This window comes from Blastomonas sp. CCH1-A6 (genome assembly GCF_001556365.1).
GTDB lineage: Bacteria > Pseudomonadota > Alphaproteobacteria > Sphingomonadales > Sphingomonadaceae > Blastomonas > Blastomonas ursincola.
In genome coordinates this window covers 1-2,778 of the sequence record NZ_LSIS01000402.1, presented here as the reverse complement: position 1 = coordinate 2,778, position 2,778 = coordinate 1, and the positions used below count along the sequence as shown (strand labels likewise).

General features: G+C 67.8%; 1 protein-coding gene. It reads right to left on the bottom strand.

The window, feature by feature from the left end; all coding sequences use genetic code 11:
• Positions 1 to 2,778, bottom strand: a 2,778-nt coding sequence (locus AX735_RS26070; protein WP_446471836.1) for a beta strand repeat-containing protein, incomplete at both ends; no start/stop codon positions are given.

Sequence of the window (2,778 nt, the reverse complement as noted above, 5' to 3'; positions counted from 1 at the left end):
CGGTCAGGCCGCCCGTGCCCACGCCGCCATTGCCGGTCTGCGCCGATCCGCCGATGCCGTTCGTCGCCATGGTCAGTGCGTTGCCGAAGATCATCTGGCCGCCGCCGGTGCCAAACACCACCGCTGCGGTGCGACCGCCCGTGGCATTGCCGCCATTGCCGGTCAGCAGACTGTTACCGCCGAACGCGCCGGCATCGAGCGAGGTCGTGCCCAGGATGCTGATCGAGCCCGATTGCGCCTGAACCGCCACGGTGCCGCCCAGGGCATCGCCGATGGTGCCGGTGAATGCAGAACCCGAATCGCCGATCGCATCGGCGACGAGATTGGCCGCAATGGTGATGGCTCCGCCGCTGTCGCGCGATTCGACGATGGCCGAACCGCCGGTCGCGGCGCCCGAATTGCCCGCGCCGTCGCGCACGACGCCGCTCAGGCCCTGCGCCGACATGAACACATTCTGGCTCAGTGCGATCTGGCCATTGCCCAACGAGAGGATGTTGGCAAAACCGCCGGTCGCCGCACCGCTATTGCCGCCTGCCGCGCCCGATCCGCCGAATGCGGACGAGTTCATGTTCGTCTCGCCGGTAACGGTGACCCTTCCGTTGGCCTGCGCAAAGATCTGCGTATCGCCGCCATCGCCAAGGCCGCCCGATGTGCCGACGCCCGAACCCTGGCCGCCAAAGCCCTGCGCGCTCAGTTCGGCGGTGCTGCCGATCTGGATGATGCCGCCCACGATCGATCCGATGATCGCCTGGCCGCCGGTGCCGATGCCGCCCGATCCGTTGCCGCTGATCGCGCTGCCACCGGTGCCATCGGCATTGACCGTGCCGATGGCACCGATCGCCAGCGTGCCCGCGCCAGCACCCAGATTGGCGAGGCCGCCGGTGCCATTGCCGCCGCGCACGCCCCCGATGCTCGCGCCGCCGGTCCCGCGCGCGTCGGTGGTGGCATTGCCGGTGATGCTGATCGAGCGGTCGTTCACCGCAATGCGAACGTCGCCGCCCAGGCCATTACCCGCAATGCCGTCGCCGCCGCCCGTGTTGTCGCCGCCTATGCCGGTCGCGGCAACAAATGCATTGCCGGTGATCGTGATCTGACCGCCCGTATTCTGCGAGATCGACGCGCGCCCGCCCGTGCCGTTGCCGCCATCGACCCCGGTCAGCGAAGAGCTGAATGCGGCGCCATTGGCGTTGATGTCGACATCGCCGGTGATGTTGATCGCCCCGTTGGCCAGCGCGGCGATCTGCGCCGTGCCGCCAGTGCCGTTGCCCGATCCGCCCTGGCCAGAGGTCGTCGCCGAACCCCCGACGCCGCCTGCGCTGATGAACAGGCCGTTGCCGAGCGTGATGACACCGCTGGTATTGGTGTTGACCAGCGCCGTGCCGCCGACGGCATTACCGCCGATCGTGCCCTGCCCGCCCGAAGCAAGGGCGCTGACATCCGATATTCCGGTGACGTTGAGCGAACCGCCCGCCGCGTTGATCACCATTTGCGCCTGGCCGCCGGTCGCGTCGCCGCCAATGCCGCCAGCGGTCTGGGCGCTGCCGCCATTGGCAAGCCCCTGCAGCGTGACATTGGCACCGGCGTTCAGAATGCCGCCCGCGCCGAATATCTGCGCGAACGCGCGGCCGCCGATGCCATCTCCCCCCCGGCCAGTTGCCGAGGAGGTTGCGCCGCCAAGACCGATGCCGGTGACCAGCAGGTTGCCCAGAACACCGGCCGTGCCGCCGATACCCGCACCGAAGGCTGCGGTACCGCCCGTACCATTCCCGCCCCGCCCGAAGGCCGATTCACCGCCAAAGCCATCGGCGTTGAGCGTTGCCGAACCGAAGATCGTGAGCGCGTTGCCTGTCCCGGCGGCGGTCGAATTTCCCGCAGCGACCGAGACCTGTCCACCAAAGCCGTTGCCTGCCGTGCCTGAGCCGTAATCGGCGCTGCCGAAGCCGTTGGCGACCGCGTTGAGATTGCCGCTCAGGGAGATGCGCCCGTCCGTTCCGGTGCCGGATACGACCACCAGCCCGCCCCGACCGAAATTGCTGCCGACGACCGTCGAAGGTTCGCCGATACCGGCAAAGCCGCTGGCCGACATGTCTACATTGCCGGCGATCGTGATCTGCCCGCCCGAATCGCTCTGCAGCAGGGCCGTCCCGCCGGTACCGCTGCCGACGCTGCCCGAGATGAAATTGTTGCCGCCAAAGGCGTCTGCGCTAACCCGGGCCGTTCCGCCGATGGTGATGACACCATTCTGGAATGCCCTGATCTGGGCGGTGCCAGCGGTGACATTCTCGCCTGCGGTGGCGGCAAAGCGGTCGGCGGATACCAGCACATTGCCCGCGACCGAGGCGGTCCGTCCGTTGCGCGCGGTCAGCCGGGCGTTGTTGGGCGAGCGCAGGGTGAGGTCGCTTGCAAAGCTGAGATCGGCATTGAACGCATCTGCCACCGCTTCGGTCACGCCCGCGCCCGTCAGCGACGAGGTGATCGTCGAATCGCTGATGAACAGGCGTGCCTGTTGCGCGGCATTGACTGCGGCGCTGTCGTCAATCGTATCGCCGAACACATTGTAGCCGGCTGAAAGGATGATCGAGTTGCCGACCACATTGGCGGCGCCCGCCACGTCGAAGCCCAGCTCGCTGCCGGCGCCTATTGCCAGATAGATGGCGTTGTTCTTGGGCACGGCGACCATGTAGATGCGGTGATTGTCGCCGGCCCCGGCGCTTACCGGGCCACCCGTCTTGCCGTCGTGAAAGATGGCAGCGTTGCCGGTGATAGGATCGGTGGTCG